The organism is Rhodanobacter caeni, from assembly GCF_039523575.1.
Lineage (GTDB): Bacteria > Pseudomonadota > Gammaproteobacteria > Xanthomonadales > Rhodanobacteraceae > Rhodanobacter > Rhodanobacter caeni.
Map to the genome: position 1 here is coordinate 525,665 of NZ_BAAAFO010000004.1, position 23,553 is coordinate 549,217.

19 protein-coding genes are annotated in these 23,553 nt (G+C 66.4%); 11 read left to right on the top strand and 8 right to left on the bottom strand.

The annotated features are described in order from the left end of the window. Window positions 1-121 precede the first annotated feature (121 nt). The gene (locus tag ABD017_RS15210; RefSeq protein WP_343883620.1) at window positions 122-601 is read right to left on the bottom strand and encodes an Lrp/AsnC family transcriptional regulator; all 480 of its coding nucleotides are present in this window, start codon (window positions 599-601) and stop codon (window positions 122-124) included. Window positions 602-812: 211 nt separating this feature from the next. On the opposite strand from ABD017_RS15210, the gene ABD017_RS15215 reads away from it, so the two are divergent. Next, on the top strand, window positions 813-1,442 hold the full coding sequence (locus ABD017_RS15215) for a glutathione S-transferase family protein (protein ID WP_343883621.1): 630 nt from the start codon (window positions 813-815) through the stop codon (window positions 1,440-1,442). A 544-nt stretch (window positions 1,443-1,986) separates the two neighbouring features. Beyond that, complete coding sequence (locus ABD017_RS15220; RefSeq protein WP_343883622.1) at window positions 1,987-2,373, top strand: carboxypeptidase-like regulatory domain-containing protein; 387 nt, start codon at window positions 1,987-1,989, stop codon at window positions 2,371-2,373. Between the two features lie 150 nt (window positions 2,374-2,523). On the opposite strand, the gene msrA is transcribed toward ABD017_RS15220, so the two are convergent. After that, a complete protein-coding gene (gene msrA / locus ABD017_RS15225) occupies window positions 2,524-3,234 on the bottom strand; it encodes a peptide-methionine (S)-S-oxide reductase MsrA (RefSeq protein ID WP_343883623.1) in 711 nt (236 codons plus the stop codon). A 208-nt stretch (window positions 3,235-3,442) separates the two neighbouring features. Here msrA and ABD017_RS15230 point away from each other — a divergent pair, with 208 nt between their 5' ends. Next, window positions 3,443-4,477 (top strand): Gfo/Idh/MocA family protein, encoded by a 1,035-nt coding sequence (locus ABD017_RS15230; RefSeq protein ID WP_343883624.1) that lies wholly within the window; start codon window positions 3,443-3,445, stop codon window positions 4,475-4,477. A gap of 148 nt (window positions 4,478-4,625) precedes the next feature. Next, window positions 4,626-5,606, top strand: a complete 981-nt coding sequence (locus ABD017_RS15235; protein ID WP_343883625.1) for an aldo/keto reductase — start codon at window positions 4,626-4,628, stop codon at window positions 5,604-5,606. A 36-nt stretch (window positions 5,607-5,642) separates the two neighbouring features. Here ABD017_RS15235 and ABD017_RS15240 read toward each other — a convergent pair whose 3' ends face one another. After that, window positions 5,643-6,479 (bottom strand): helix-turn-helix transcriptional regulator, encoded by an 837-nt coding sequence (locus tag ABD017_RS15240; RefSeq protein WP_343883626.1) that lies wholly within the window; start codon window positions 6,477-6,479, stop codon window positions 5,643-5,645. A 101-nt stretch (window positions 6,480-6,580) separates the two neighbouring features. Here ABD017_RS15240 and ABD017_RS15245 point away from each other — a divergent pair, with 101 nt between their 5' ends. Continuing rightward, window positions 6,581-7,474, top strand: coding sequence for an SDR family oxidoreductase (locus tag ABD017_RS15245; protein WP_343883627.1), 894 nt, complete (start codon window positions 6,581-6,583; stop codon window positions 7,472-7,474). Here ABD017_RS15245 and ABD017_RS15250 read toward each other — a convergent pair. From ABD017_RS15250 to ABD017_RS15260, 3 genes are all read right to left on the bottom strand, one after another. Next, window positions 7,456-8,427, bottom strand: a complete 972-nt coding sequence (locus ABD017_RS15250; protein WP_343883628.1) for a DUF2268 domain-containing putative Zn-dependent protease — start codon at window positions 8,425-8,427, stop codon at window positions 7,456-7,458. The genes ABD017_RS15245 and ABD017_RS15250 overlap by 19 nt on opposite strands. Window positions 8,428-8,683: 256 nt before the next feature. Next, window positions 8,684-9,439 carry a M90 family metallopeptidase gene (locus tag ABD017_RS15255; protein ID WP_343883629.1) on the bottom strand — a complete coding sequence of 252 codons (756 nt, stop codon included), beginning with the start codon at window positions 9,437-9,439 and terminating at the stop codon, window positions 8,684-8,686. A 595-nt stretch (window positions 9,440-10,034) separates the two neighbouring features. Then, window positions 10,035-11,144 carry a tellurite resistance/C4-dicarboxylate transporter family protein gene (locus ABD017_RS15260; RefSeq protein ID WP_343883630.1) on the bottom strand — a complete coding sequence of 370 codons (1,110 nt, stop codon included), beginning with the start codon at window positions 11,142-11,144 and terminating at the stop codon, window positions 10,035-10,037. A gap of 174 nt (window positions 11,145-11,318) precedes the next feature. Between ABD017_RS15260 and ABD017_RS15265 the strand changes: the two genes are divergently transcribed. The 3 genes from ABD017_RS15265 (at window position 11,319) to ABD017_RS15275 (ending at window position 17,406) form a co-directional block, all read left to right on the top strand. Next, the gene (locus ABD017_RS15265) at window positions 11,319-14,474 is read left to right on the top strand and encodes an alpha-amylase family protein (RefSeq protein WP_343883631.1); all 3,156 of its coding nucleotides are present in this window, start codon (window positions 11,319-11,321) and stop codon (window positions 14,472-14,474) included. A gap of 313 nt (window positions 14,475-14,787) precedes the next feature. Further along, complete coding sequence (locus tag ABD017_RS15270) at window positions 14,788-16,080, top strand: MFS transporter (protein ID WP_343883632.1); 1,293 nt, start codon at window positions 14,788-14,790, stop codon at window positions 16,078-16,080. Between the two features lie 78 nt (window positions 16,081-16,158). Continuing rightward, window positions 16,159-17,406, top strand: coding sequence for a mechanosensitive ion channel family protein (locus ABD017_RS15275; protein WP_343883633.1), 1,248 nt, complete (start codon window positions 16,159-16,161; stop codon window positions 17,404-17,406). 48 nt (window positions 17,407-17,454) lie between these two features. On the opposite strand, the gene ABD017_RS15280 is transcribed toward ABD017_RS15275, so the two are convergent. After that, a complete protein-coding gene (locus ABD017_RS15280; RefSeq protein WP_343883634.1) occupies window positions 17,455-18,357 on the bottom strand; it encodes a LysR family transcriptional regulator in 903 nt (300 codons plus the stop codon). An 88-nt stretch (window positions 18,358-18,445) separates the two neighbouring features. On the opposite strand from ABD017_RS15280, the gene ABD017_RS15285 reads away from it, so the two are divergent. Together ABD017_RS15285 and ABD017_RS15290 are read left to right on the top strand one after the other, a co-directional pair. Next, entirely contained in the window at window positions 18,446-19,318 is an 873-nt protein-coding gene (locus ABD017_RS15285) for an MBL fold metallo-hydrolase (RefSeq protein WP_343883635.1), read from the top strand. Window positions 19,319-19,388: 70 nt separating this feature from the next. After that, the gene (locus ABD017_RS15290; protein WP_343883636.1) at window positions 19,389-20,228 is read left to right on the top strand and encodes an endonuclease/exonuclease/phosphatase family protein; all 840 of its coding nucleotides are present in this window, start codon (window positions 19,389-19,391) and stop codon (window positions 20,226-20,228) included. A gap of 115 nt (window positions 20,229-20,343) precedes the next feature. Here the strand turns inward: ABD017_RS15290 and ABD017_RS15295 are convergent, their stop codons facing one another. Further along, window positions 20,344-20,859 (bottom strand): hypothetical protein, encoded by a 516-nt coding sequence (locus ABD017_RS15295; RefSeq protein WP_343883637.1) that lies wholly within the window; start codon window positions 20,857-20,859, stop codon window positions 20,344-20,346. Between ABD017_RS15295 and ABD017_RS15300 the strand changes: the two genes are divergently transcribed. Then, entirely contained in the window at window positions 20,801-23,512 is a 2,712-nt protein-coding gene (locus tag ABD017_RS15300; RefSeq protein WP_343883638.1) for a TonB-dependent receptor, read from the top strand. The two genes, ABD017_RS15295 and ABD017_RS15300, sit on opposite strands and share 59 nt — an antisense overlap. Window positions 23,513-23,553: the final 41 nt, after the last annotated feature.

The following is a 23,553-nucleotide window of genomic DNA, read 5'->3' on the forward strand; positions in this document are numbered from 1 at the left end:
GAGCCACTTGCGATCGTTTGAATCGCGGTAAATCGCCGAGGCAGCCTTTGCGCGCCGAGTCCTATGAACAGGTTGTGTGGTTGCCTGGAGCCACGAAGGCAGGGCGTGCCGGCGTGGTGTTTCAGGCGGGCACCACGTCCACCGGTACAGCCAGTCCGCGCTTGAGGGTGTCCAGCGCCACGCGGGTGCGGAAGCGTTTCACGTTGGTGTTGGCGGTGACGAGGCGTTGCATCAGCGCGTCGTAGTCGTCGACGTCGCGCGCGCTCACCACCAGCACGTAGTCGCCTTCGCCGGCGACGTACCAGGCCTGCTGGATTGCCGGCTCTGCCGTGATCCATTGGCGCAGGCTGGCCAGCAGTTCGGGGCGTTCGCGTTCGAGTTCGAGATCGGTGATGACGGTCAGTCGGCGGTCCACGGCGCGAGGGTCGATCAGCGCGACCTCGGCCGCGATGACGCCTTGCTCGCGCAGTCGCGCCATGCGCCGTTGCACGGCCGATGCCGACAAGCCGATGTCGGCGCCGATGGTTTCGGCGGAGCGCCGCGCATCGCGCTGCATGATCGCGAGGATACGGCGATCGAATTTGTCGAGTTCGGCAGGCATCGGGCGCAAACACCTCGTGGGGCGGGGAGAAAACCTGTTTTGCGGGCCAACAACGCCATTTCGCCGCGCCGCGGAAACCTAGCATAGGTCGTCGCCGTCCACTCAGCGCAAGCTTCGGTCGCGCCGTCCAGACCCGCACGAGCGGGTTTCCGATGATGCGCGCCCGCCGGATGGCGACCGACACCAGCCTCAGCCCGGAAACATCACGCCCGTGAAACTTCTCTACCAGACGCACTCGCCCTATGCGCGCAAGGTGCTCGTGGCCGCCCACGAACTCGGCTTGCAGCACCGCATCGAGGTGGTCCATCACGACACCAGCCCCACCCGCCGCAATGACGAGGTGTTCGCGCTCAACCCGCTGGGCAAGGTGCCGGTGCTGGTCGACGACGACGGTCCGGCACTGTTCGACTCCAGCGTGATCTGCGAATACCTGGACAGCCTGCACCACGGTCGCAAACTGATTCCCGCCGAACACGTTGCCCGTTTCCGGGCCCTGCGCCGACAGGCGCTGGCATCGGGCATGGCCGATGCCGGCATCGCCGCCCGGTGGGAAGCCGAGCGTCGGCCCGAGGGGTCGCGCTGGCCGCCCATGTTGCAGGGGCAACAGGACAAGCTTGCTGCGGCCTGCGATCTGCTGGAACAGGAGATCGTGGAGGCACCAGCGGCGGAGACCTTGCCCGACATCGGCGAGATCGCCCTGGCCACCACGCTCAGCTGGATCGCCTTCCGCCACGTCTACCCGTTCGCCGAAGGCCGCCCGCGCCTGCGCGCCTGGTACGCGCGCTTCAGCCAGCGCGCATCCATGCGCTCCACCACGCTCAGCGGCGACACCCGCGACTGATCGCCCACATCAACTGGACCCCGCATGAGTTCTCTCTGGACCGACCTCCTTTTCCTGCACGGCCACATCGCCGATGCGCACCTGGCGCGCCGCGTGGCCATGCCCGAACGCGCGGCGCCGACGCTCCCATTGCGCGTGCCGCAGCGTGTGTCCGTCGGCAAGGTGTCCGATGTCCGCGGGGGAGCTGTCCGCGGACGGCTATTCGTTTTTGGGCGATTGACGAAAACGGCGTGGGAACGTGGTTTTCGAGGCTTGTGGGCATTGGCACGGCGCTTGCCATATCAGCCCTGAAAGCTTCGTTTCCCTATCCGATGGAGAGCCGCCATGAACCTCACTCACGAAACCCTGATGTTGCGCAGCCTGTTCGGCGCCTGCGTCCTGATTTGCACGATGACCCTCGGCAGCATGCTGCTGGTGTAGGCGATCGATCGCGCGAACTGCCGGCGGCACGCCGGTGTGGGGCGGCATCGCTCGCCCCGTTTCACAGCCGTGGCCCAACCCCTGTGCCCGTGCTTTTTCTCCCCACAAACCTAGGACAAGACCCATGAACACGATTCTCTCGTTCCGTTTCGCCTTGCATCGCGTTGCCCGTGGGCTGGCACTGGCTGGCGTGGTTGGTGCCTGCGCCGTGGCTGGCACCTCGACGGCCAGCGCACAGGCCACGGCAGGCAAGGTGTTCGGCAAGGCGCCGGCGGGCTACAGCATCACGGTGCACAGCGATGCCACCGGGATCGGCCGCACGGTGAAGGCCGATGCCGAGGGTCGCTATTCCGCGGCCCAGCTGCAACCGGGTATCTACACGGTCACGCTGAAGCAGGATGATCAGCCTGTGGCCAAGCACCTCAACGTACCGGTGACGGTGGGGCGCGGCATCGAAGTGGACTTCAAGTGCGGCGAGATCAAGTGCAACCAGGCCGTCGCCACGAAGTGAGCCCTGGCGCCGGGAGGTGCGCTGGATGAAGAAGGGAGGCCCGGAAACTGCCGGGCCTCTTTCTGCCGGCGTGGGTGCCAGCGGAGATCGACGTGGGTGGGCTTCGTATTGTGCTCGGTTGTTTCCCGCGTGATTTCCATTGCGCCCGGCTCAATACAGCTGCACTTCCACCAGCGCCTGTGGCGCCCGATAGATCTCGGGGAACAGTTGTTTCAGGTGTTCGACCATCGGCGCGTCGTTGTAGACGATGTAGGGATTGTCCGGATGTCGCTCGGCGTAGTGCTGGTGATGGGCCTCGGCGGGATAGAAGTGCTTCAGTGGCACCACCTGGGTGACGATCGGCGCGGGATACGACTTGGCGGCGGTCAGCTGGGCGATGTAGCCGGTGGCGATCTTCTTCTGTTCGGGGCTGTTGTAGAAGATCACCGAGCGGTATTGCGTGCCGCTGTCCGGGCCTTGCCGATTCAGCTCGGTGGGGTTGAACGCTACCGAGAAGGCCACCTGCAGGAGCTGGCCATAGGTGACCTGGCTGGGGTCGTATTTCACCTGGACCGACTCGGCGTGGCCGGTGCTGCCTGTGCTGACCATGAGGTAGTGGGCTGTCTCGGCGCTGCCTCCGGCATAGCCGGCGGTAACTTCGCGCACGCCCTTGACGTGCTCGAATACCGAAGCCACGCCCCAAAAGCAGCCGCCGGCGATCACGGCGGTCGCCTCACCGGGCATGGCGGTGCGGGTGGCGTCGACGGCGGGCGCCGGTCGGCGGATGGCGGTGATGGCGGCGGACGCGCTCTGGCACGCGCTGATGGCGAGCATCACGGTGGCGGCCAGGGGAGCCAGGCCAAAAGCAGTGCGGCGAATCATGGTGAACCTCGCTGGCAGAAGTCGGAGGGGATGTTCCGTACGAAGCATCGTTACCTGTCATTCGTTGCGGCGGCGGCTGTGGTTACCCCGTGATGCGGCGGGCAGGGAGGATCGCCGGCTTCCGGCTGTCGGGCGCAGGGTCGGGCTCGTCCTGGCCAATGGCTGGACGGCGGGATAGGCTGCCGGTTCCTTCATCTCTTGCCTGCCCATGACCACGACGCCACTGCAGTGGGGCATCCTGACCACCGGGCATATCGCCCGGAAGTTCGCCACCGATCTTCGGTCCTCACGTACGGGTCGCCTGGTCGCCGTGGGCTCGCGACGCGAAACCGATGCCGTGGCCTTTGCCCGGGAGTTCGGCGATGTACGTGCCCACGGCAGCTATGAGGCGCTGCTGGCCGATCCCGACGTGCAGGCGGTCTACATCGGCACGCCGCATCCTTGGCACGCGCCGTGGGCGATCGCGGCCGCACGCGCGGGCAAGCATGTGCTTTGCGAAAAGCCGCTCGCGCTCAACCTGGCCGATGCCCAGCGCATGATCGCCGCCGCGCGCGAACACGGCGTGCTGTTGATGGAGGCCTTCATGTACCGGCTGCATCCGCAGACACGGAAGATCGTGGAGCTGGTGCGGGCAAGGTGCGTGGGCGAGCTGCGGCTGATCCGCGCGTCGTTCAATTTCGCCATCGACTTCGATCCGGCCCATCGCCTCTTCGACAAGGCCCTTGGCGGCGGCGCGATTCTCGACGTGGGCTGTTATCCGATGTCGTTTGCGCGGCTCATTGCGGGCCAGGGCAACGCTGAGGGTTTCGCCAACCCAACCACCGTTCTCGGCGCAGGCCGCATTCATCCCACCGCGCAAACCGACGAGTTTGCGACGGCCGTGGCGACGTTTCCCGACGGCGTGCTGGCCGAGCTCTCCTGCGGCACCACCGTCCTCGATGACCAATCCGCGCAGATCCACGGCACCCTGGGCTGGATCGACGTATCCAATCCGTTCCTGCCCGGGCAGGGCGGCCGCGACGAAGTGATCTGGCTGCATCGACGCGGCAGCGCCACGCCTGAGAAAATCGCCATCACCGGGCTTCCGCACGGTCTTTATACCTACGAAGCCGACGCGGTCGCCGAGGCCGTGGCGCGCGGCGCCACCGAAGTTCCGGCGATGACGTGGGCCGACACCCTGGGGAATATCGCCGCGCTCGATGCCTGGCGCCGGGCTGTCGGGACGCGCTACGAGGGTGAATGAGCCTGCAGGCGCGCCAACCGGTGGTCGCCCGCCGGCGGCCTGCGCAAGCCCTTTCCTCGCGCCTGATACGAAGCCGCATGTGTCGGTCGAGCATGCGCCGTGGCGATCGGCGAGAATGTTTCGCGATCCATCAAGAAAAGGAAATGTCATGAAAACCCGGATACTGGGCAATACCGGTTTCGCCGTCAGCGAAGTCGGCCTTGGCTGCTGGCAGTTCGGTGGCGATTTCGGCCCCATCGACGAAGCCACCGTCGACGGCATCATCGATGCCGCGCAGGAGGCGGGCATCAATTTCTTCGACACCGCCGACGTCTACGGTGACGGGGCCAGCGAGCGCTATCTGGGTGAGCGGCTGGCCGCCAGCAAGCCGCGTCCGTTCATCGCCACCAAGTACGGCCGCGCCGCGGACACTTATCCAAACGGCTATTCGCTCTCCAGTTTGCGCGACCGCATCCGCACCGCGCAGGACCGGCTGCGTTGCGACAGCATCGATCTGCTGCAGCTGCATTGCGTGCCGCTGGCGCTGTTGCAGCGTGGCGAGATATTCGACTGGCTGCGCACCGTGCAGCAGGAAAAGTTGATCAAGTTCTTCGGTGCCAGCGTCGAGACGGTGGAAGAGGGCCTGGTGTGCGCACAGCACGACGACCTCAGCTCGCTGCAGGTCATCTTCAACGTGTTCCGGCAAAAGCTGCTGGACGAGCTGTTGCCCAAGGCGCAGGAAAAGAACATCGGCATCATCGTGCGGCTTCCGCTGGCCAGCGGCATGCTGAGCGGCAAGTACAACGCCAGCACGCGCTTTGCGAGCACGGATCACCGCAGCTACAACAAAGACGGCCAGGCGTTCAGCGTGGGCGAAACCTTTGCGGGCATCCCGTTCGAAAAAGGCGTCGAGCTTGCCGATGCGGTCACGGCCAGGACACCCGAGGGTTACACCACGGCGCAGATGGCGATGCGCTGGATCCTCGACCATCCCGCGGTCACCACCATCATCCCCGGCGCCAGCCGCGCCCAGCAGGTGCGCGAGAACGCCAAGGTCAGCGCGTTGCCGCCACTGCCGCAGACCCTGCATGACGATCTGGCCGCGTTCTACCGCAACGAGGTGGTGCAGCATATCCGCGGCGCGTATTGAGCACGAACCCCGTGCCGCCGGCTTGAATGCGCACCTTCAAGCCGCGGCCGCCTTCGCGTCGATATAGGCGCGAAGGCGGCGCGCATCCTTCGCCTTCACAGGGTTGAAGACGACCATCCCCAGGTCCGATCGTCCATCCACGCCAAAGGCGGAGAACTCCAGCTCCAGCATGCCAAGCTCCGCATGGCGCAGGCGCTTCACGCCTTCGCCATAGGCGTGGACATCATTGGCCAGCCACAGCTTTTCGAATTCGGGGCTGAGCCGGGACATCTCGTCCACGAAGCGGTCGATCTCCACACCCGCACCGGCGCGGGTCGCATCCGCGCGAAAGGCGCCCACGACGAAACGCGCCACGCGTTGCCAGTCCGGCTGCGCGGCGCGTACCCGGGAATCGGAAAAGAGCAGGCGCAGGATATTGCGCTCTGCGGGAGGCAGCTTGCTGTAGTCGGTGAGCACCGCCGCCGCGGCGCGGTTCCAGGCAACCACATCCCACAGCGCGGTCTTGACGATGGCCGGACTCACCTCCAGCGCGTCCAGCACGCGTTGCAATCGTGGCGTTACGCCTGCGGCGGCCTTGTAGCGAGCCCCGGGCGGATGACCCAGGCCGAGCATGAAAAGGTGCTCGCGCTCCGACTCGGTCAGCATCAAGCCGTCGGCGATGCGGCCCAGCACCTCGGCCGAGGGTGCGCCGCCACGCCCCTGTTCCAGCCACGTGTACCAGGTGGGGCTGATGTTGGCGCGCTGAGCCACCTCCTCGCGGCGCAGGCCCGGTGTGCGCCGCCGTCCGCCCGCAAAGCCGAACGTCGCCGGATCGAGGCGGCCGCGCCGGTCCTTCAGATAGTTGCCGAGCGGGTTGGCGGAGGCGGCGGGCATGGGCGTTCCTGTTGGTTTTTATACCAGGATAATGCAACTACTTTACCCGTATATTCTACGGCCTAGGATCGTCCCGATCATTCAACGGGAGACGATTCCACATGCGTATTTTTCTTACCGGCGCGACCGGGTTCATCGGCTCCAGGATCGTGCCGGAACTGCTGGCGGCCGGTCACCAGGTCGTGGGCATGACCCGGTCGGAAGCGGGCGCCAGGGCCCTGGTCGCCGCCGGCGCGGAGCCTCATTTCGGGCTGTTGGAAGACCTGGACAGCCTGCGGCGCGGCGCGGCTGCCGCCGATGCGGTGATCCATACCGCGTTCGACCACGATTTCGCCCATTTCGCCGCCAACTGCGAGAAGGACGCACGGGTGATCGAGGCGCTGGGTTCGGTGCTGGCCGGATCCTCGCGGCCATTGTTGCTGACGTCGGGTACCGGCACCGGAAGCACGGCCGGGCGGCCAGCGATGGAAGACGTCTTCAACCCGGAGCATGCCAACCCGCGCGTGGCATCCGAGCGGGCGGGCGCGGAAATGCTGGCCGCCGGCGTGGCCGTGTCGGTGATGCGGCTGCCGCAGGTGCACGACACTACCCGCCAGGGGCTCGTCAGTCCCTTGATCGATATCGCCCGCGAGAAAGGCGTGTCGGCCTACGTCGGCGAGGGATTGAACCGATGGCCCGCGGCGCACGTGCTCGACGTGGCCAGGCTTTACCGGCTGGCGATCGAGAAGTGCAAGCCCGGCGAGCGCTATCACGCCGTCGACGAGGAAGGCATCTGCGTTCGCGACATTGCCCGGGTGATCGGTGCGGGCCTGAATGTGCCGGTCAAGTCGATCGGCGCCGATGAAGCGTCGGATCATTTCGGCTGGCTGGGTGGCTTCATGGGCCTCGACCTGTCCGCATCGAGTGCGTGGACGCGTCGCGTGCTGGACTGGCATCCGATCGGGCCGAGCCTGATGGCTGACCTCGAGCAGATGGATTATTCGCGTCGGGACTGAGCGGATTCGGCGGTGCAGTCCTCATCCGCGCGCCAGCCGCTTCGCTCGAGAAAGCTGGCCGCGTTGTCGTTGTTGACGTTGAGGATGTCCTGGATCGCGCGCGGCTTGTCGCTGGCGTGCGCGTAGTAGGCGCGCGCGATGCGGTAACCCACCCAGTAGCCGAGGTCGCCCGGCGTTTCGGGCGTACCGGGGCCGTTGTACAGCCAGTGGGACATGTCGGTGTCCATGGCGTGTGCCCGGAAATCGCGTTCGATGCGGCAAGCCTTGTCCTGCGTCCAGCGCGTCAGGTGGATGTTCAGGACTTCGCCGGAGGTCAGCTCGCCGATGAACTCGGCGCCGCCTTCCACCAGCGAGGCAAACAGCACGGTGGCGTTGGCAGGCGGCGCCACCTGCGCCGCCGGTTGTTGTACGTGCACGTATTCATGGGCGATCAGGTGCACCAGCCGCTGGGTGACGTCGGGGTTCAACCAGTTCGATCGGCAGATCACTTCGAGGCCGATCGTGACGCCGTTCGCGGTGGTGGTGCCGGCGGTGTTGTTGCGTCCGATGACGATGGTCACCGGTGGAAACGTCGCCTGCGGATCGAGCCGGGTCAATGCGGAAAACACCTGCCGCAACTGGTCGCGCGCCGCCGGAAGCATCGCTACGCAACGGCGTGCGTCACGAAAATCCTGCGGCGACTTGGCGATGGCATCCGCCAGTTTCCCGGCGGAGGAAATCCGCGCCGTCACAAATTGCTGCAGACCCGGCGACCCGATATCGAGGTAATCCGCCTGGAGCGTGGCGGCCGAGGGTTTGCCGTCGGTCTTGTCGTAGACGGCGTAAAAGCGCGCGACATCGTCGATGCGCACGACGGGTTGCCGCGGGGTGGTGGAGGGTGGTTCGGGCGGGGTCACCGCCTGCGCGAGCGCGCTGAACAGCGCAAGCAGGAGCGCGGGAATCGGTCGGCGCACGTGGAGTCCTGGTTGCGTGGATTTATTCGCGTGCATGTTATCCGCAATAAATCCCCCAACCTGATTCCTTCCCCCGCTGCGCGGGGGAAGGTGCCCGGAGGGCGGATGGGGGCGCTTTTCGGCCCCGCGCGAAGAGCAACAGCAGCGCGGCTTTGCCGCGCACCCCCTTCCGCCTTCGGCACCTTCCCCCGCAAGCGGGGGAAGGAAGCTTCGACGGCGCCGCGCAAGGGGAAGCGCGTGCGTTTTCCACCACCTCTCAGTACGGATGCTGCCGATAAAACAACTCAAGCTGGTGGTACACCTTCGGCAGATGCTGGCGCAGCGCGGCGGGTGATTCGAAGAACTGCTCGCTGGCCACGGCAAAGAATTCGGCGGGGTTTTCCAGCGCGTAGGGGTCTATCGGCAGCTCGATGCCGTCGCGGTGTTCGTCCTGCAGGCGATCCCAGGCGCTGGAGAAGACCTTCCACCACGCGCGGTGATCCATCCGCCGGTGCAGCGGCGGGAAGCCGTTGGCCTCGCCGTTGAGCATGTCCAGCTTGTGTGCCATTTCGTGGATGACCACGTTGTGGCCCGGCGTCTGCCCGATGTCCAGCACGTCCTCCCACGACAGGATCACCGGGCCGCGTCCCCACGCCTCGCCCGACAACACGGCATCGGACTGGTGCACCACGCCTGCCTCATCCATGTGCGAATGGCGCGGGATGAAGGCTGCCGGGTACACGATGACGCTGTGCCAGCCGTCGTACCAGTCCAGGCCCAGCTTCAGGATGGGCAGGCAGGCGTGGGTGGCCAGCAGGACAAGGTCGGCGTCGCCCAGTTCCACGCCGTGGACCGGCTCGATGGACTTGCGGTGCAGAAACAGCGTGGCCAGCACGCGCAGCGCCGCCTGGTCCGAGGCGCCCAGGCGGCGGGCCGGCGCACAGCGTTCCAGCGCCTTGCGCCAGAGGTCTTCGGCAATCGGACGCCGCGCGACGACGCGTCGTTCGCGCCAGTTTCGGAAGGTCTTGAACATGGGTGCTGCCGGAGACGGTGTTCGTTCCGACACTCATGGCTTCGCCGTCGTGCGTTTGCAAGCCCAGGGGCCTGTCGCCGCACGCGGACGCTCTTCATCGGGATGGGGCCGCGTGTCGTCGTGCCAACGCGCTGCGGTGGGCCTCTCCGGGATGCGTGGCGGGTGCCTTGCCGCCGAGGGTCAGCCGCGCCTGGCGCCGCCTCGCATCCCCCGCATGAAACAGGTCAACGGCGTGACGCTAGGTCACGCGAAATGCCTGCTGTCGCGCCACACCGTTGCGGTAGACGGGACGGCTGGCGTAGGTGCCCGTGGTGTAGCCGCTGTCGCGCGGGTGACGGCGACGGCGCGGGCGGTGGACGGAAAAGCCCTCGTGCAGATGGACTGCGCGATTGACGGGCGCATCAGAGGTCGTGCCAGACCGCTTGGCCCGTGGGCTACGGCAGAACAGTGACATGATTGACGTTTTGATTTTGTGCCTCCTCTTTTCCTTTGTTTACAGTTATTTGCAACGCAAATTGTAGCATGTCCCACAGGTTTTGGGCGGGCTTCCGGGGCGAAACCGCCCGGTGCGACGAAAGGCCCCAGGTGCGATCCGTCAGGCCTGGGTGCGGTGGCGAAAAAGCCGCCGCAGCCCGGCGACGGCGAAGAACAGCCACACCGCCAGGCTCACGTACACGCCCACGTCCGGTATGACTTGCAGGAAGTCCAGCTGCAGGGCTTGCGCCAGTTCATACGTGGCCACGGTGTACATGCCCACCGGGAAAACGATGTCCCAGTCGTCTGCCTCGTAACGCAACGGCACACGCCGCCAGAGGTAGCGCCAGCCCTCCAGGATCACCAGCAACGGGATCCACCACGTGGCGGTCGCCCAGAAGAACAGGGTGAAACCCTTCACGAACGGCAGCAGCGGCGTCAGCGAATCGGCAGGAGGGATGTGTCGCACCAGCAGGCTGCCGGCCAGGGCCGTGATCGCCAGCGCGCCCATGTTGATCCAGTACGGCGGGGTGAAGTCGCGGGCGCGCAAGGGGAAGAACACCAGGCGGTAGACCACCAGCGTGATGATCAGCAGGTACAGCGCCGCGCCCAGCAGATACAGGCACAGTGCCGTGAACAGCCCCACCGGGTCGAACGCTGACGCGCTGGCCGTGCGCAACACCAGCAACACGGCCAGCGCCTGGGTCGCCACCACGGCCACCAGCCAGCCGCCGTTGATGCTGCGGGTGAAGCCGGGCTTGATGCGCGCCGTGATGGCGGCGGCGAGAAACAGGTAGACCAGCGCGGCCCAGCTCACCGCGCCGGCCAGTAGCAGGCCATCGGCCAGCCGGGGCAGGCGTACCACCAGCAGGCATTGGCTACCCAGTACGCAGGTGGCCGCCGCCAGGGTAAGAAAACCTGCGCCGCGACCCGGGCTCACGAAATCGGCCAGCAGCTCGCGCGGAAACCAGCGCAGCCGCAGCGCGCTCATCAGCAGCAGCGCGGCATACGCCAGCAGGTTCAGGCCAAACAACGCCCGTGCCAGCGCGGTCATGCCGTGCTGGCCCACGTCGATCGACACGATGCCGGTGGCCATGACCAGCGCGAAGCAGCCGGGATCGAGATGGCGGATGCGCAATCGCACATCCATCGACAAGGCGTTCTGATGCATGGGTTTCCACACCACGGCGACCGGGGCAGGCCGGTCGGGAAAGCCGGCCCACGATGCCACGATCTTCTTCAAGATGGCGCGATGGGGAGCATGGCTTGCGCTGCCCGTGCCCGTCATGCATGGTAACGTTATCTATCGTAACCGCGCGGCAGGCTGTCGGGCCGTCGGGCGGATGCGCACGCGTAGGTACCACAGGCTCGTGATCGGGCCGCCGACTTTCCGGGGGAGTGTTCCATGTCCTTTTTCCTGCGATGCCTGTGCCTGGTCATGCTTGGTGGCGGCGTCATGCCCGCCGCGCTGGCGGCTGACGGTACGGTGATTTTCGGGCAGCCGGGTTTCCCCGTCGCCGATACCTCGGCGGTGCCTTCGGCGGCGCTGGCGGCGGGATTCCCCGGCGCGCGCACGGTGGATGCGGCGCAGCTCGATGCGGCCCTGGGCTCGGCGCAGACCAGGCTGCTGGTGCTGCCCTATGGATCGGCCTATCCCGAGGCGGCTTGGCCGGCCATCCTGCGTTACCTGGACCGCGGCGGAAACCTGATCGTGCTGGGCGGCAAGCCGTTCACGCGGGCGGCGTATCGCGACGGAAAAGCATGGCGCTTGCGCGAGTCCGGCGTGGCGGCGTCGCTGGAGCTTTTCATCCAGGGCTGGCAGGCCACGCCCGGCTCGTCGTCGTTGCAGTTCGAGGCGAACGCTGATGTGGCGCCGGCGCTGCCATCGTTCGACTGGAAGCAGGCGTGGAGCCCGGTGATCCGGCTTTCGGTGGTGATGGACCCGCACGACACCGCGGCCAACAACGGCAGCGAGGATGCCTTCCTCACCACGCTGGCCTGGGGCACGCGCGATGGGCACAAGCTGGCGGCGCCGGCGGTGCTGGTCGATCACGTGCGGCACCGTTTCGTGGGCGGGCGCTGGATTTTCCTGGCCTGCGACCCTGACGGCCAGGCTTTCGCCGATCCGCAACTGCTGCAGCGGCTGCAGGCGCTGGCCTTGCGGCAGGACGACCGTTTCACCTTCCGCCCGCGGATGCCGCTGTTCGTGCAGGGCGAGGCGTTGCAATTCCAGTTCGAGCCGGCGCGCGGGACCACGGTCGAGGCTGGCGATACGCTCAAGGTCAGCGTGCACGCGGACACTGGTGTGGCCCAGCATTACAGTTTCAAAGCCGATCCCACACAGCCGGTGACTCTGCCGAAACAGGCGGCGGAAGGTGCCGGCCTGCATGTGGTCGAGGCCACGCTGGAACGCAACGGCGCGCCGGTGTGGACGTATCGCTCGGGCTTCTGGATGCGCGACCTGGCGTATCTGCGCAGCGGCCCGAAGCTCACCGTCAACGGCGATTATTTCCAGCTCGACGGCAAACCGCTGCCGGTGGTCGGCACCACTTACATGGCAGGCGATGTCGATCGCGACTACCTGCGCAAGCCCAATGTGTGGGTGTGGGACCGGGATCTGAAGCAGATTCGCGACGGCGGCTTGAACATGATCCGCACCGGTATCTGGTCAGCCTGGAACCGGCTGGTGAATCCGGACAAGTCGGCCAGCGAGGCGACCTTGCGTGCCGTCGAGGCGATGCTGATGACGGCACGGCGTCATGACCTTCCCGTGCAGTTCAACCTGTTCGCGTTTCTTCCGGAGGCCTTCGGCGCCGGCAACGCGTATCTCGATCCGGCCGCGCTGGCCATGCAGGATCGCTTCGTGCATTCGCTGGTGCAGCGTTTCCGCGACGTGCCGTTTCTGGCGTGGGACCTGATCAACGAACCCAGCGCCAATACCAACCTGTGGAAGACGCTGCCGCAGGGCGATGCGCTGGAGCAGCAGGCATGGCGGCGCTGGCTGAAACAGCGCTATCCGGACCAGCCGGCGCTGCTGGCGGCGTGGGCCGAGCCGTCCTTCGGCAAGGGACGGGCGCTGCAATCCAAACCGGATACCGCACCACCGGAGGCGGGAGCCGCCGATCCATTCGCCTTGCCGACAGCTGGTGCATTCGATCCGGACGGCGTGCGTGCCGGCGCCAATCCGCTGAAGGTCTACGACTATTACCTGTTCACCCAGTCCGTCTTCAACGATTGGGTGAAACACATGCGCGCCACGCTGCGCGACGCGGGCTCGGAGCAGCTGGTGGTGGTGGGGCAGGAGGAGGGCGGCGTGGCGACGCGGCTGTCGCCGGCGTTCTTCTCGTCGCTGGTGGATTTCACCACTACGCATTTGTGGTGGGATTTCGACAGTGCGTTGTGGGCCGGCCTGTCGGCAAAAATGCCGGGCAAGCCGATGCTGATCCAGGAACTGGGCGAGCAGCGGCGGCTGGACCAGCGCGACCGGCTGCGCTTCTCCCCGCAAATCGAGGCTTGGCAACTCGAACGCAAGATGGCCATCTCGTTCGCCCAGGGCGCGGGCGGCATCGAGTGGGTGTGGAACGTCAACGCCCGCATGGCCAACGACAACGAGACACCGATCGGCGCGGTCCGCGTGGACGGCACCGAGAAGCCCGAGGCGCGCGTGCTGGCCGGGTTCGCCCGTTTTGTGGCGGCCAGCCCGGCCAGCTTCACCCGCATCGAGCCGCCGGCCGTCACCATGGTGACGTCGCAGTCGCTGATCTACAGCGGCATGCGCGACCTGGCCATGGCCACCCAGAAAAAGGCGCTGCGTGCGCTGGCCTATGACGTTCACACGCCCGCGCGGCTGCTGCCGGAGAATCGCCTGGCCGAACTCGGCCAGCCGAAGCTGGCGATCCTGCCGGCGGCGCAGGCGCTGACCGACGGCGCGTGGCAACAGCTGCTCGACTACGTGGCGAAAGGCGGCTGCCTGCTGGTCACCGGGCCGGTGCAGCGCAACGCGCATTGGCAGGCGGTCGACCGGCTGGCGCCACTGAAGCTGAAGGCGGAGGTGTTCCCGATCGCGGTACGGCAATCCGCGCTGAGCTTGCCGGGCCATGGGCAGCCGTTGCCGGTCAGCTATCCCGCCGGCGTGCAGCAGGCGCCGATCGAAGGCATGCGCTTCGACGACAGCGCCTCGCTGAAGATCGTGCGTCACGGCAAGGGCAAGCTGATCTGGGTGGCCGATCCGGTGGCGTTCGCCGAGGGCTACGACACGCAGGCGGCGCTGTACGCCTGGGCGCTGGCGCAGGCCGGCGTCGCGCCCGCGTTCACGCAGCTGCAGCCGCTGTCGCCCGGCGTGCTGGCGTTCCCCACCGTGCTCGACGGCGCCGTGCTGTACAGCTTCGCCTCCGATTCGCTGCAGGACCAGGTCGTCGACATCAGGGACACCGTCACCGGCGCCACGATCCATTTCACCCTCGGCGCGCAGCGTGGCGCGATGGTGTTGCTCGATCGGGCGAGTGGCGCGGTGCGGGCTTCCTACAATACGGGCACGCAGAAAGCCGCCGCGGCGAAGTAGTGCGCGTCGGATGAGCCGCTTGTTCGCGGCGGATTCCGGCGTCGCCGCGGCTCATCGCCACGTCTGGCACGGGAAGCTTGTGGCGGGCACCATGTAACCTTGTCGACGGCGGCCGATCCCTGCCGCCGTCACCTTGTGCCCGAACCGTCCCCATGCCTCCGCTCCATCGCCTGCCTGTCTTGCGGGCACACCCTGCTCACGGGTCCGATGCTTTCGTTCGTCGGCGGCGTTCGCCGTGCGTTCGCGGCGCGGGTTGCATCGGGTTGAACGGCGGCCACGCGCCCATGGAGTTGTCAGGCAAGCAATGAACCGCATGTTCCACTCGTTGAGGAATTACAACTACCGGCTGTGGGCCGCTGGCGCACTGGTGTCCAACGTGGGCACATGGATGCAGCGCATCGGGCAGGACTGGCTGGTCCTCACCGTGCTCACCCATCACAACGCCACGGCGGTGGGTACGGTGATGGCGCTGCAGTTCGGGCCGCCCCTGCTGCTGTTGCCGCTGTCCGGTTTTGCCGCCGACCACATGGATCGGCGCAAGCTGCTGATGCTCACCCAGGGCGCGGCCGGTCTGCTGGCGCTGGGCCTCGGGCTTGTCACCCTCACCGGCGTGGTGCAGCTGTGGCATGTCTACGGCTTTGCGCTGTTGCTCGGTTGCGTGACGGCGTTCGACGCGCCAGCGCGGCAGGCGTTCGTGTCGGATCTGGTCAGCGACGACGACCTGGCCAACGCGGTGGCGCTGAACTCGGCCTCGTTCAACGCGGCGCGCATGCTGGGGCCCGCCGCAGCGGGCGTGTTGATCGCCGCGGTCGGCGAGGGCTGGCTGTTCGTGATCAATGCCGGCTCCTACGGCGCCGTGCTGATCTCGCTGTGGTTTCTGCGCGTGCACGAGCTGTTGGTGGAAGTGCGACCCGCCCGCACGCGCGGCAGCCTGCTGGCCGGTTTTCGCTACGTGGCCCAGCGTCCCGACCTGGTCGCGGTGCTGGTGATGCTCCTGCTGCTGGGCACGTTCGGTTTCAACTTCGCCATCTTCATCTCGACCATGTCGGTCACCGTGTTCCATGGCGATGCCGGCCAATACGGCTTGCTGACCTCGGCGATGGCGGCGGGCACGATGTGCGGTGCCTTGTTCTCCGCCAGCCGTCCGTATCCCGGCATGGTGCTGATGGCGGTGTCCGCGGGCGCCTTCGGCATCGCCGTGGCGGTGGCGGCGGTGATGCCCAGCCCGTTGCTGTTCGCCGTGTTGCTGTTTTTCGTGGGCCTGGCCGCGCTGACCTTCATGACCGCCAGCAACTCGATGATGCAGCTCACCACCGAGCGCACCATGCGCGGCCGGGTGCTGGCGCTGCGTATTGCCGTGGTGATGGGCGGCACCCCGATCGGCGCGCCGCTGGTCGGCTGGGTGGTCGACCGCTTCGGTGCGCGCTGGGCGCTGGGCGTCGGCGCGCTGGCGGGGCTGGCGGCGGCTGCGGTGGCCATCGCCTATCTGGTCCGGCATCGGCGCCTGCGCTTGTCGCTGGCCAGCGGACGTCTGCGTTTGACCATCCATCCGACACCCGCGGATGTGGCCGCCGTTCGCGTGGCGGCAGGCGAACGCGTGACCTGAGCGTCGTGTTGCGGCGTTGGCCTTCCCGGTCCATGCCCTTACAGTAGGGGGCGGTTTTTGGTGTGACGGAAGGGCTTGATGGATGATTTGAAGGTCTTGTTGGCGCCGGCGTGGGTGCATGCCTTGCTGGGTGGCGTGGCGCTGCTGGCGGTGGCCTGGTTGGTGGCGTGGCTGGTGCGTCATGTGCTCGTGCGGGTGATGACGACGGTCAGTCGACGCACGGCCTGGCGGTGGGATGACGCGCTGATCGAGCATGGCGTTTTCCGCCGGCTGGCCCAGGTGGCGCCGATGCTGGTCCTGCATCGGGGCATCGGCTGGATACCGGGGGTCCCGGTGCTGGTGGAGACGGCGGTGTCGACGCTGGCGATGGCACTGGTCGCGATGTACGTGGTGCTCGCCCTCAACGCGGCGCTCTCGGCGCTGGAGGATCTGTACCAGGCCAGCCCGCGCGGGCGCGAACGCTCGATCAAGGGCTACGTGCAGCTGGTCAAGATTTTCGTGTGGCTGATCGGCATCATCGTGATCATCGCGGTGCTGGTGGATCGCTCGGCGCTGTCGCTGCTGGCCGGGTTGGGTGCGGTATCGGCGGTGCTGCTGCTGATTTTCAAGGACACCATCATGTCGGTGGTGGCCAGCATCCAGCTTAGCTCCAACGACATGCTGAAAGTGGGCGACTGGATTTCGCTGCCCGACGACAACGTGGACGGCGACGTGGTGGAGATCGCCCTGCATACGGTCAAGGTGGTCAACTGGGACAAGACCATCAGCACCGTGCCCACCTGGCATCTGATCTCCAAGTCGTACCGCAATTACCGCCACATGTACGCCACCGGGCGACGCATACGGCGGGCGCTCAACATCGATCTGACCAGCGTGCGGTTCCTGGAGCCCGACGAGATCGAACACCTGCGCCGGTTCAAATTGCTGGATGGCTATTTCGAGCGCAAGCAGGAGGAAATCGCGCAGTGGAATGCCGCCGAGGGCGAGGCGGGCAAGCTGCCCATCAACCAGCGCCGGCTCAGCAACATCGGCAGCTTCCGCGCCTACATGCAGGCCTACGTGCTGGCCCATCCCGGCGTGAACACCGACCTGTTCTGGGCGGTGCGGCAACTGGATCCCGGCCCCACCGGCCTGCCGCTGCAGATCTACGGCTACACGGTGGATACCGGCTTCGTGGCGCACAACAACGTGCAGGGCGACATCTTCGATCACTTGATCGCGATCCTGCCCGAGTTCGGCCTGTCGCTGTTCCAGCAGCCGACCGGCGCGGACATGCGCGCCGGCCTGTGTCGTGCTGATGCGGAACACGCGGCCGTCACGGCGTAGCGATGGCGGTGCCGGCGCGTTGGGTGAGGCCGGTGATTCGCGTCCCGCCTATGCGTCGGAATCGTCATGCAACCCGGCGAAAAGGCGTTCGCGCAACCAGCGATGGGCAGGATCGTGATGCACGCGCGGGTGCCACGCCATCGCGTAGTCGAAGGCGTCGAGCGCAAAGGGCAGGGAGTCGATGCGCAGCGAAAAACCCAGGCTGCGCAGGAAGGCGCTGGGCAACGTGGCCACGGCGTCGGAGCTGGCCACCATGCTGGCCGCCTGCGTGTACGTGGCGACCGTCATGGCCACGCGACGTTTCTTTTGCAGTTCGGCCAGCGCATCGTCGATGATGCTGGAGAACTGGCCGGCGGGCGAGATCAGCACGTGCGGGCGCGACGTATAGACGGCCATGTCCATCGGCGCCGGATCGTCGTGGCGGCGGGCTACGCAGAAGTCGTCGCGAAGCAGCAGCCGTTGCTTCAACGAGGGCGCCACCATGCGCGCTGCCCCGAGGTAGATATCCACCTCGCCGCGCTCCATGCGCGGCGCCATGTCGGCGTAATCCGGCGCGATGCAGCGCAGGCGGATTCCCGGTGCCTCCCGCAGCACCGCTTGCGCCAACGGTCGTACCAGCGCCGAAAAGGCGTTGTCATTGGCGGCGATGGTGAAGGTGCGGGCATCGTGTTGCGGGTCGAACGCGTTCGCTGCGATGGCATCGTTCAACGCCTGGAGAGCGGCGCGAAGCGGCCCCTGCAAGGCCTCGGCACGCGGCGTCAGGACCATGCCGCGACCATTGCCCGACGGCATCAACAGCGGGTCGCCGAACCGCGTCCGCAATCGCGCAAGCTGGCTGCTCATCGCCGATTGGCTGAGGTTCAAACGGTGCGCGGCGCGGCTGACGTGCTGCTCGTCGAGCAACACGTCCAGCGACAACAGCAGGCCGATATCGGCGCGTTTCATATCCATGGGATGGATACCGGGTATGCAAGCGGGGCGCTAACGCTCATCGCGCGCGGGCTCCCATCGTAGTGCACTCCCTCTCACGGATGCCGCCATGACGACCGAAAGCACAAGCTATCGCGTGGGCAACGCCCGCATCACCCGCATCACCGATCGCCTGCTCACTACGCTGCGCGGGCCGAAGGTCTTCCCCGACTGGACCGAGTCCGCCGTCACCCCATGGAGCGACGCCATGCATCCGGAAATGCTATCCGACGACGGCCAGACCCTGATCATGAGCGTGCACAGCTGGCTGGTCCGCATCGACGGGCTCGTGGTGCTGGTCGACACCGGCATCGGCAACGGCAAGGCGCGGCCGTTCAACCGCGTCTTCGATCAGCTCAACACCGGTTACCTGCAACGCCTGGCCAACGCGGGCGTCCAGCCGGAGGATGTCGACCTGGTGCTGCTCACGCACCTGCACGTCGATCACGTCGGCTGGAACACGCGCTACGTCGATGGCCGCTGGCAGCCGACGTTTCCCAACGCGCGCCACGTGTATGCGCAGGCGGAGGAGGATTTCTACGCCACGCCCGCCGCCGCATCGCGCCGCATGGTCTTTGACGACAGCGTGCGGCCGCTCATCGATGCGGGGCTGGTGCATCGACTGGGCGACGACGGTGGCGAGATCGAGGCGGGCTTCCGCTTTCATCCCACGCCCGGCCACAGCGTGGGCCACATGTCGATCAGCCTGAGCTCCGGCGGCGAAAACGCGCTGTTTGGCGGCGACGTGATGCACCACCCGCTGCAGCTGCACCATCCCGACTGGAACTCCGTGTTCTGTGCCGATGGCGCGCAGGCGCGCCGGTCACGCGCATGGGCGCTCGACGCCATTGGCGATGGCAGGCTGTACTTCAGCTCGCACTTTCCCGGCACGTCGGTGGTGCGTGCTGATGCGCGCGCCGACGGTGGCTGGGCGTTCGTCTGATCGGTGTCCCGCTTTGCTTCTTTCGCGCTAGTCTCCCCGCTTCGACCACGGTCATGCCCGGAGCTTCGCGATGAATTTGCGCCACTGGTTTGCGTTGCTGGCCTGCACGGCAATGCTCGGCATGACCGGCACGGGTGTCGCTGCCGAGGCGCCGCTCAAGGTCATGACGTTCAACGTGCGCGTGCCGGTGGACACCGGCATGAATGCATGGGCGAACCGGCGCGAGCTGATGGTGAAGGTGATCCTCGCGGCGCAGCCGGACGTGCTGGGCACGCAGGAACTGACCGAGGAGCAGGGCGAGTATCTGGCCGCGCATCTGCCCGGCTACGCCTGGTTCGGCCAGGGCCGCGACGGTGGCAGCAAGGGCGAGCACATGGGCGTGTTCTATCGCACGGATCGCCTGCGGGTGGAACATTCCGGTGATTTCTGGCTTTCCGACACGCCCGACGTGCCAGGCAGCAGGACCTGGGGGCAGCCTTATCCGCGCATGGTCACCTGGGCGCGGTTCCGCTTTCGCGATGGCGGCGGCGCGTTCACTTACTTCAATACGCATTTCCCGTATCGGCTGGAGGACGTGCGTGCGCGGATGCTGAGTGCCGGCATGATCCTCAAGCGCATTGCCGCGCTTCCCGCCAGCGAGCGCGTGATCCTCACCGGCGATTTCAACTGCGGGCCGGAGACGCCGGTGCATGCGGAGCTGACCCGCACGTTGCAGGACGCCTGGCTGGCGGCGGCGCGGCGCTCGGGCCCGGACAAGACCTTCCACGACTTCACCGGCACGCCGGACCGGCGTATCGACTGGATACTGAGCCGCGGCTTCCGGGCTTTGGACGTCCAAACGGTCGATACGCACGAAGGGCCGCGTTATCCCTCCGACCATTTCCCGGTGGTGGCGCAGTTCGGCCGCTGAGGATGGTTTGAACAAGTCGTCATTCCAGCGCTTCGCTGGGATGACGAGCCAAGGCTTGTTCAGACTGTTCCTGGTGGCGGGTGAATGCCGACGGTCGGCGATCGCGTCCGTCTTTTCATAATCTCCACATCGCTCGTGGTGTCTTGTCGCCGTTGTTCACGGGCGGCGCGTGCGTGCTCCCGGTCGCCAGCGGTGGATGGAAGGTTCCGCCGCGTTTACCGGCCTGCCGGGAGGGAACGCGAGCCCGTGCGCGACAGGTGCCGCGCGCCAGGTCTGCTTGACGCCGCTGACGAGATCCACCACCACGAAGGGCGTCCATCATGAAGTCGCGCTGTGCATTGCAGGGTTCCCTGGCGATTACCCGTTTCCGTCCGTTGGCGTTGGCATGTGCGGCGGCGCTGCTGGCCATCGCCGGCGTGGAGAACGCATCGGCGCAGACGACGCCGAACCCACCGCCGACGACGAGCACCGGCGCGAGTGCACCGGCGCCGCAGGATATCGATGCGAAAGCCGACGACACGGGCGCGACGTCCAGAAAGCCCGCGAATAAGCCCGCGAAATCGGTGACCGACATGAGCCAGGTGGTGGTCACCGGGATCAGCGGCAGCATCGCCAGTTCGATGAAGACCAAGGAGAACGCCAGCAATATTGTCGAGGCGATCTCCGCCGAAGACATCGGCAAGCTGCCCGATGTGAGCATCGCCGACAGTCTCGCGCGCGTGCCCGGCCTGGCCACGCAGCGCGCCGATGGTCATGCCAATGCCATTTCCATCCGCGGCCTGTCGCCGGATTTTGCCGGCACCACGCTGGATGGACGCGAGCAGGCCACGGTGGGCGAGAACCGCGGCGTGGAGTACGACCAGTACCCGGCCGAGCTGATCAACAGCGTGACCATCTACAAGACGCCCGATGCCAGCCTGGTCGGGCAGGGGCTTTCGGGCACGGTCGACCTGCACACGATCAATCCGCTGGACCTGTCGAAGCGGACGTTCGTGTTCAACCTCCGCGGCGCGCACAACAGCAACGGTTCGCTGAATCCCGGCACGGGAACGGGCACCAGCGGGCATCGCGCCAGCTTTTCATACGTCGACCAGTTTCTCGACCACACCCTGGGCATCGCGCTGGGCGTGTCCGTGGTCGACCAGCCGATCCAGGAGCGGCAGTACCAGGCCTGGTGGTGGAGCGCCAACAACGGCAGCGCCGGCATCGACCAGAACTGGGGCGGCCCGCATACGCCGGGCATGCCCGACAACGTGATCTCGCAGCAAGGCATGCAACTGCGCGCGCAGTCGCAGAGGCAGAAGCGCAACGGCGTGATGGCCGTGCTGGAGTGGGCGCCGAACGAGGTCTACTACTCGAAGCTGGACATGTACTACTCCACCTTCAGCAAGCGCCGCTACACCAACGGCGCGCAGTGGTCGAGCAGCCCGTACGACCATGTTTCCTACCAGAACGTGCAGACCTCGCCGGGCGAGCCGTTGCCGATCGTCACCTCCGGCACGATCCTCGGCGTGGCGCCGATCCTGCAGAACGGCTACACCCGCGAGCACGACAAGCTCTATTCCATCGGCTGGAACAGCAAACTGTACGTGGGCGACTGGACCTTGATGGCCGACCTGTCCTCGTCCAGCGCGCGGGTGAAACTGCACGACGCCTACCTGTTCAGCGGGCTGGCCGATGGCGGCTTCACCAGCGTGGATTTCGACACGCCGGCCGCGTTCGGCTACCCGCATTTCACGGCGGGTGTCGACCTTGCCGATCCGGCCACGATGGTCTTCACCGACCCCGGCAGTCCCTGGAGTGATCCGCCCGGCTACGGCTACAACGGGCGCGACGAGTTCGACCACCAGGACGACACCATCCACGCTTTCCGCCTGCAGGCCAGCCATCCCCTGGGCTGGATCTTCAGCGACATGGACGTGGGCCTGGCCTGGTCGGATCGCACCAAGACCAAGCATGCGGACGTCTATTTCGCCTATCTCGTGGGCAACGGCTCGACGAAGGAGACGTATCAGAGCCATTTCAGCGCGCCGGTCGATCCGGCGATGCTGTATCGGCCCACATCGCTGGGCTACGGCGGCATCGACCGCATTCTCAATTACGACGTGCTCGGTGCGCTGTATGGCGGCCAGTTCTACCGGGTGCAGAAGAACGGGCAGGGCGACTGGAGCCGCAACTACACCGTCGAGGAAAAGGTGCCGCTGGCCTACGTGAAATTCAACCTCGACACGCATCTGGGCAGCGTGCCGCTGCGCGGCAACCTGGGCGTGCAGTTCGTGCGTACCGAGCAGTCGTCGCGCGCGCTGCAGACCAATGGCGATGCGCTGGTGGGAAACATCAGCGATGGCGCCTCCTACAACAACGTGCTGCCCAGCCTCAACCTGGTGGCCGAGATCGGCGATCGCCAGTACCTGCGGCTGGGGCTGGCCAAGAGCATGGCGCGCGGCCGCATCGACGACGAGAAGGTGGCCACGTCGGCCAGCGTGTCGCAGATCACCAATGGCCCCGGCGCCGGCCAGGTGCTGTGGTCCGGCCGCGGAGGCAATCCGCAACTGCGCCCGTATGTAGCGGTCGGCACCGACCTGTCGTGGGAGAAGTATTTCGGCAAGGCCAGCTACGTGGCCGCGGCGGTGTTCCACAAGAACCTGCTGAACTACATCTACAACCAGACCGTGCTGGATTACGACTTCTCCAATTACACCAACGACAATCCCACCCTGGTGCCGACCAGCAACATCGGCTCGTTCACCACGCCGCAGAACGGCACCGGCGGCAAGATGGACGGGCTGGAATTGTCCGGCGCCCTGGAAGGCGGGCTGCTGGCCAGCGCACTGGAAGGGTTCGGCGCCCAGGCCAACTTCTCGCTGACCAACAGCTCGATTCCGAAGTCGTCGATCTCGTCCGTTCCCGGCGGGCCCAAGACCTTGCCCGGGCTGTCGCGCAAGGTGGCCAACCTGGCCCTGTTCTACGAGCGCTATGGCTTCTCGATACGCGTGGCCGAACGCTACCGCTCATCGTTCACCGGCGAGGCCGTGGCGCTGTTCGACCAGCTGGGCTACACCAAGATCCGCGCCAACCGGCAAACCGACCTGCAGCTGGGCTATGCGTTCGCCGGCGATCGTCTGGACGGCCTGTCGCTGCTGCTGCAGGTCACCAACCTCACCAATTCGGCCGATTCGACCGTGCAGGTTGCCACCTTGCCCGACAACACGCCGCTGACCCGTCCGCTGGAATACGATACCTGGGGGCGCACCATCCTGTTCGGCATCAACTACAAGCTGTAGGCTGGCGGGCTTGCGCGCGAGTTCTTGATGGGTAGAAATGA

Bases quoted from the DNA above. Each gene is read 5' to 3' on its own strand.
- ABD017_RS15210 (WP_343883620.1), bottom strand. From the start codon at position 601: ATGCCTGCCGAACTCGACAAATTCGATCGCCGTATCCTCGCGATCATG.
- ABD017_RS15220 (WP_343883622.1), top strand. From the start codon at position 1,987: ATGAACACGATTCTCTCGTTCCGTTTCGCCTTGCATCGCGTTGCCCGT.
- msrA (WP_343883623.1), bottom strand. From the start codon at position 3,234: ATGATTCGCCGCACTGCTTTTGGCCTGGCTCCCCTGGCCGCCACCGTG.
- ABD017_RS15230 (WP_343883624.1), top strand. From the start codon at position 3,443: ATGACCACGACGCCACTGCAGTGGGGCATCCTGACCACCGGGCATATC.
- ABD017_RS15235 (WP_343883625.1), top strand. From the start codon at position 4,626: ATGAAAACCCGGATACTGGGCAATACCGGTTTCGCCGTCAGCGAAGTC.
- ABD017_RS15240 (WP_343883626.1), bottom strand. From the start codon at position 6,479: ATGCCCGCCGCCTCCGCCAACCCGCTCGGCAACTATCTGAAGGACCGG.
- ABD017_RS15245 (WP_343883627.1), top strand. From the start codon at position 6,581: ATGCGTATTTTTCTTACCGGCGCGACCGGGTTCATCGGCTCCAGGATC.
- ABD017_RS15255 (WP_343883629.1), bottom strand. From the start codon at position 9,439: ATGTTCAAGACCTTCCGAAACTGGCGCGAACGACGCGTCGTCGCGCGG.
- ABD017_RS15265 (WP_343883631.1), top strand. From the start codon at position 11,319: ATGTCCTTTTTCCTGCGATGCCTGTGCCTGGTCATGCTTGGTGGCGGC.
- ABD017_RS15270 (WP_343883632.1), top strand. From the start codon at position 14,788: ATGTTCCACTCGTTGAGGAATTACAACTACCGGCTGTGGGCCGCTGGC.
- ABD017_RS15275 (WP_343883633.1), top strand. From the start codon at position 16,159: ATGGATGATTTGAAGGTCTTGTTGGCGCCGGCGTGGGTGCATGCCTTG.
- ABD017_RS15280 (WP_343883634.1), bottom strand. From the start codon at position 18,357: ATGGATATGAAACGCGCCGATATCGGCCTGCTGTTGTCGCTGGACGTG.
- ABD017_RS15285 (WP_343883635.1), top strand. From the start codon at position 18,446: ATGACGACCGAAAGCACAAGCTATCGCGTGGGCAACGCCCGCATCACC.
- ABD017_RS15290 (WP_343883636.1), top strand. From the start codon at position 19,389: ATGAATTTGCGCCACTGGTTTGCGTTGCTGGCCTGCACGGCAATGCTC.
- ABD017_RS15300 (WP_343883638.1), top strand. From the start codon at position 20,801: ATGAGCCAGGTGGTGGTCACCGGGATCAGCGGCAGCATCGCCAGTTCG.